The sequence below is a fragment of the Photorhabdus noenieputensis genome (genome assembly GCF_018448935.1).
In the GTDB taxonomy this organism is placed as follows: domain Bacteria; phylum Pseudomonadota; class Gammaproteobacteria; order Enterobacterales; family Enterobacteriaceae; genus Photorhabdus; species Photorhabdus noenieputensis.
In genome coordinates this window covers 1-5,271 of the sequence record NZ_RCWC01000074.1, presented here as the reverse complement: position 1 = coordinate 5,271, position 5,271 = coordinate 1, and the positions used below count along the sequence as shown (strand labels likewise).

The 5,271-nt window shown below is 49.3% G+C and carries 4 protein-coding genes; all 4 read right to left on the bottom strand.

Annotated features, from left to right (window positions below; genetic code table 11):
- Window positions 1-589 precede the first annotated feature (589 nt).
- On the bottom strand, window positions 590-1,045 hold the full coding sequence (locus EAE91_RS22940) for a hypothetical protein (protein WP_214090473.1): 456 nt from the start codon (window positions 1,043-1,045) through the stop codon (window positions 590-592).
- A gap of 3 nt (window positions 1,046-1,048) precedes the next feature.
- On the bottom strand, window positions 1,049-1,225 hold the full coding sequence (locus tag EAE91_RS25135) for a toxin C-terminal domain-containing protein (protein ID WP_376744737.1): 177 nt from the start codon (window positions 1,223-1,225) through the stop codon (window positions 1,049-1,051).
- Window positions 1,226-1,799: 574 nt separating this feature from the next.
- Window positions 1,800-2,063, bottom strand: coding sequence for a hypothetical protein (locus EAE91_RS22930; protein ID WP_065823518.1), 264 nt, complete (start codon window positions 2,061-2,063; stop codon window positions 1,800-1,802).
- Window positions 2,060-5,271, bottom strand: a 3,212-nt coding sequence (locus EAE91_RS22925; RefSeq protein ID WP_244869004.1) for a hemagglutinin repeat-containing protein, incomplete at its 5' end; no start/stop codon positions are given. The genes EAE91_RS22930 and EAE91_RS22925, both read right to left, overlap by 4 nt.

Below are 5,271 nucleotides of genomic sequence, written 5' to 3'. Positions count from 1 at the left end.
GGTAAACCGATTAAATAATCGCCCCCGAAAAACCCGGGGAGGGAAAACCCCGAATGAATTATTTAAAGGAATACGAACATGTTTACTTCCGGATTAACGATGTTGCACTTATTATGTGAATCCAAGTCATGGAAAAATTAGCAAGTTTGTTTTTATTAAAAAACAAAAAACAAAAAAGAGCAATGGAGATTTTACACTTCTTAGTGAAACTTTTTTGCTCAAGCAAAAATAGATGAAGCAGGTAAGAAACCCCAACAGACTCAAGACCATCAAAATAAACGGAATATATACAGTCATGCTCATTTGTCCTTAAACTGCGTATTACTGCGAAGAAGCTCGCTCTTTAACGGCATTTTTCAAGATAACTTTCTCATCGATGAGGTATTAGCATCTATTGCCTACTTCACCAAGATACCAATGTTCTGAGTAAAAAGAGTTACCTCTTGGCGATACTTATCCCTGACAACAGAACGGCAATTGGTATATCCCTGACAGTTGACCAGTTCCTCGCTCCTTGAACGATTCTGGTCAACGCTTAGATGATTATTGTCCGCTATAATTTAGTGGATAATAAAGTAAAAATCCTAACTCAAGACTGGGATTCTGTATTAATTTTAAGACTGTTATAAAAATCTATAATGCTATTTAGATCAGTATTCCATTCAGATATTTTCATTCCGTCTTCATTGTGCGTAGTACGCGACTCTATAAAGTTATTTATCTTCTCTGGAGTAAAACCTAGACATTCATCCAAAAAGAGGATGCTATTTTGCAAGAAAACTTCCTCGCCTGCAAAATATATGACCCAAACAAATATAAAATTTGTATAATCAGGCTCATACATTGATACAGCTAGCGCCACAGGATTTTTACTGTGTATACCCTCTTCAAGAGAAACTCGCCAACTCCGCTTGTAATCCTCAAAGCTCCAATAAGATAAAGGTATATGAACTGCTTCTGTAAATGTATCAATAATAATTGTTGCAGGCAGAACTAGCTCATTGTTTTCTCTGATGGGTGCATCACCGGGAAATATACCAAACATCAATCAGTCCTTAACTCTGTTCAGATCACTATCGTAAGTCCCCATTCGCTTGCCTCTACGGTCAAACATTTTCCAACCATTAGTAACATTATGGCTATCAACATCGGGAGTAATATAGGTTTTACCATCAAAAAATACAGGTTGCCCATGTGAGTTAAATGGTGCTTTAGGAGGAGCTATTCTCCGATCAAAGCCTAATTTCCCTGCTGCTTCTTGGGCTTCTTTTCCTTTCAGAGCCAGATAGGCTAAGTCGTCTTTATTTGGCTCTCCCAGAATCGGAGTAGTTGTGGTCTTCCCGCCAGTATCCGGCTTACCTTCCGTATTACCGGTATGATTTGACGCAACACCAGACTGGTTTTCCCCATTGCCTGTATGGTTCGGTATACTACCCGGCTTTAACTGTTGGTTTCCACCGGTATGATTAGGGTATTTCCTCAGCCAAAGTTGGTCCGGTCATCAATCAGATGGTGGCGTCTTAATTCTCATGACTTCCTTTCAAACGGGATAAGATCCAAATTCCTATTCCAGTCGGTATACCTGTTACTACCCCTTTTTTTACTGAAAAAACAACATCATCATGCCAACTAAAGATGAATGTTTAGTTCTTCGGGTGTTGCCCCCGATTGGGCCATTTTTTGAGCTAGTGAACCCGCTCCTTCAAAATGTTTAGCGCCTTCGGCACCGAACAAACTTCCCATGCTAAGGGCATTATTGTCTACAAAAATCCTGACCAGAAGGCCAAAATTCTTATTTGCTAAGAACCGGAAGGGGGAAATTTCTCTTTGCTTTCTTTTAGATTAGCTAAAATCGACGCTCCAATACCTAAAGGTATCCCTCCTGCAATACCCACTTTAGCAGCATATATAACATCATTAAGACTAAAGTCTATTTCGCCAAATTGATAATAAGCAATCATTCCGACGACAAATCTTATAAGTAAGGTTGTAATAAATAACGATGCAATAGTGGATAGAGTCAGAAAAAACAATAAATATGGAAAAACAATCGTAGATTTCATTTTTTACTCCAGTTTTTGTTTAACTTCTTTTCTACTGTACTGCCCGCAACTTCAGAGCTTATTGCACCAGAACCCGCACCAATGGCTTCAGCAACAGCTCCTGATACTACAGGTTTAAATTTATCAGTAACTACTTTACCGGTCCCTGCACCTATCACGTTACCAATACCTGCACCAATTACAGGCGATAAAGGATCTTTCCCTTGCAATTTAGCGCCTGCATACGCACCAGTAATACTCGCTATTTCTGTAAACCAAAACCCTTTGCCTTGCGTTAATGCCCCTGTTCCTGTGGCTATCAGTGCATCAGTAATGTTCACAGGACCATTTGTCAATTGATTACTGACATTAGCTGTTCCACTGATTAGACCTCCAGCAAAAATACTGCCTACCGTTGCTCCCGATGGCAGCAGCACCGGTGCCACTACTGTGGACATTCCCGCTCCCCAAGCGACTAACAATCCTCTTACCGGATCTTGTCCTTCCGGGTGATCACCTTTGGCATGTTTTGACAACGCCGCTGAAATCTCTTGAGGAGATTTACCTTCATTTAGCATAGCGGTACCCAGACTTGATGCTGACCGACCGTAATCCGCCATCCCTTTTGGCAAGCTCAGTGCATTATTATCCGTTGCATTCTTCCCGGCCTGCGCCCCGGTGAGGCCGCTGGCGGTGGAGTCACCAGCAATGCCGCCTGCCAGTCCTGCCGCCAAGGTGGAAAGGGTGCTGATAGTTTGTTTCTGCTCCTCCGTTAACTCACTGACTTTGGCCCCATCACCGTAAAGTTGCTTAATCAGTACCTGAGCCGCCAGTTCACCCGAAGCCGCACCGGCTGCCCCTGATAGGGCATTATTACCGCTCACCTCTGCCGCTACCGCGCCTAAAATCGCGTGGGCCAGCGTATTGGTGGCGACATCCACCTGATGGGTTTGCGGGTCCGTCGTCAGCTCTTTTATCACGCCCGCCAGATAAGGAGAAGCCCCTCCGGCCAGCGCCTGACCGAGGTTGTTGCCCGCTAAGCCCTGAATCGCTGCCGTGGCCGCCTGTAACGCTTTCTGATAGGTTCCGCCGGTCCCAAAGCCGGAGTCATTCAGCGCCTGCGTGTAAGCGGTGTCATAAACTTGCTTATTGATATCCGCCGAAGTCGGGTGTGGATTGCCACCGTCAACCAGTTTTTTTCTGGCGGCCTCTTTGTCCGGTTCACTGATATGGTCCAGCTTCGCTTTCGCCGCTTTGGTGGCGATAATTTTCCCTTCCGTACTGGCTATTTCGGTCATCTGGGCGCTGAGTTCGCCAATCAGTTGCGCCTGTTTCAGCCGTTGCTGCTCTTTTTCCTTATCAAATATCGGACTCAGGACATTCGTGGCATTATCGGTATCGCGACTTAAGTTCGCGACATCCTGCGTCTGGTGCGCCTTATCCCGGATAATCAGATTGCCCTCACTGACGGCGGCGTGCGTGGTGCTGCTGTCATGGCCTGAGTTATGAGTCCCCGTCAGCCCATTGACCGCCAGATTATTCAGGACCTGACCGGCGGTCGGTTGGCCGAGGCTGACGCCCGCACTCTGCTGCTCAACAGTAAAGTCCGCTTGATTTTGAATGTCCTTGAAGCCCAGCGTCCCGGTGTTCAGGGTGTTTTTGGCTTTGTCGGCGGTACTTGCTATCACCGCGCCGTCCAGTTGGGTGTGGTCACCGACATGAACCTGATAGCCACCTTTGCCGGCAAACAGCCCGGTCTGCTCCTGCACGCTGTCATAGTTGCTGTGCAGTTTATTGCGACTGGCATTGAGGCTCGCGGTACCGTTGGAGAGGGGACCCACGGTGGCACTGACGCCCGCACTGGCATTCTGTTGTTTGCTGTCATAGCGCTGGCTGTCCTGCTCGCTGCTTAATGTCAAATGACGTTTTACGTCGGCGGTAATCTGTTCGCCGCTGACTTGTGCCCCTTTCAGCGTGGTGTCCCGGCCACTGTTCAGCCCGACGGTCTGTCCCGCCTGTAATGTGGTGTTAGTGTGGCTGACGCCGTTGCCGTTTTCACGGCCGTTGCCCCGACTGACATTGGCCGAGACGCTCAGGCCGGTACCTCCCGGTCCCGCGGTCAGGCCCATGCCCAGCGAACTGCCGTGGCTGCTGTTTTTGCCGGTAGTCTGTTCAGTGTTCTGGCTGGAGGAGAGCTGAATATCCCGGTGAGCATTCAGTTGCAGGTCTTTGCCCGCCTGTAACTGGCTGCCCTGAATACGAATATCGCCATTCTGGCCTGATGCGCCTTTGCCATCCCCTTTGGCGGTTATGGTGAGGTTATCCCCGGCAGCGAGATGGCTGCCCTGTTGGGTGGTCTGGCGGTGCTGCTGTTCTGAACGGGAAGACTGGCGACCGTAGGACAGGCTAATCCCGGCCAGATTATTATTGCCTTTGTCGTCACTGCCCTGAGCCTCCGCCAGTCGGCCAGCCTGCGCCGCTTGCACTCCACTGAGGGCGGCTTTAGTGTTTTGCAGGGCTTTCACTCGCGGGTCGCTTTCATTGCGAGCGGTTCTGGCTGTTTGCACCGCGCTGTTGACGGCTCCGCCTGCTGTGCCACTCAGCGCCACGGTTAAACCGCTCTGTTTTTGTTCGGTTTTTGTCGTGGTGTGATGGCGGTTTTCCGCGCTGGTGATATCGACCTGTTGACCGGTCAGCGTCAGGTCTTTACCGGCAATCACCTCGCTGCCGTGAACCCGGAGTTGTTCTCCCGCGTTGAGGGTGACGTTGCCCTGGCTGCTGCCGACCGTGCTGCCTTTGCTAAGCTGGCTGTCACTGTCGGTGGTGACTTTCTGGCTGGCTTTGCCTAAGGTGAAGCCAATCCCGCCCGTGCCCATCAGGCCGGATTTTTTCTCCTGCCGCAAATGGGTTTCATCGTGCGCTTCCGCAGCGGTGGTAACGGTGAGCTGATGACCGGCGTTCAGGCTGACATCCTGCGTGCCCGCCACATTGCTGCCGCGGATATTAAGGTCTTTCCCGGCCTGTAGAGTCACTTTATCGCCACTGAACGTGGTGCTCAGTGCCTGTCGGTCATGCACTTCGTCGTGGGTTTCCACTGACGACTTCGACAGCCAGCCTTTGCTGGTTTGCTTGCTGTGCTCCACTAAGTCGGATGAGGCTGTACCGGTGGTCAGCGTCAGGTTATTTCCGGCCTGCGCCGTCAGGTGTTGACCGGCGTTGACATGGGCGG

Coding starts and splice junctions, on each gene's coding strand:
- EAE91_RS22940 (WP_214090473.1), bottom strand. CDS start 1,045: ATGTTTGGTATATTTCCCGGTGATGCACCCATCAGAGAAAACAATGAG.
- EAE91_RS22930 (WP_065823518.1), bottom strand. CDS start 2,063: ATGAAATCTACGATTGTTTTTCCATATTTATTGTTTTTTCTGACTCTA.